The sequence below is a fragment of the Pelagicoccus sp. SDUM812002 genome (assembly GCF_031127835.1).
Taxonomy (GTDB): Bacteria; Verrucomicrobiota; Verrucomicrobiia; order Opitutales; family Opitutaceae; genus Pelagicoccus.
Genome location: NZ_JARXHX010000150.1, coordinates 1 through 356, shown reverse-complemented (window position 1 = coordinate 356; position 356 = coordinate 1). Strand labels below are relative to the sequence as shown.

The following is a 356-nucleotide window of genomic DNA, read 5'->3' as shown; positions in this document are numbered from 1 at the left end:
TGGGAGCTGGGACTAGTCGAGCGGGAGAGGGGAAGCTTGGAAGCAGACCTAGACACCTGGACAAAGGCGAAGAAGACCAATGACGCGAAGGCAAAGCACATCGTAGAGGTTTTGGGCAAAGCCGAAAACGTGCTGATCGTCATCGACGATATCGGCAACATCACGCCAAGCTCTCGGCCGTGGCTGGAAGCCTTCAGCGAAAAAGCAACGCTGCTCGGAGCGTGCGAAGAGTCAGCGCTCGCGAAGAAAAACACCAAGCGTTTTTGGAAGCGGTTCGACGAAGTGAAAATCGGACCGCTTGCGGAAAAGGAGAGTAGGGAACTGCTCGCTTCCTTTGTATCCAAATATCAAATCCA

General features: G+C 53.7%; 1 pseudogene. It reads left to right on the top strand.

Features of this window, described 5'->3' with window-relative positions:
• Positions 1-356, top strand: a pseudogene (locus QEH53_RS24085) (ATP-binding protein); the annotation flags it as partial.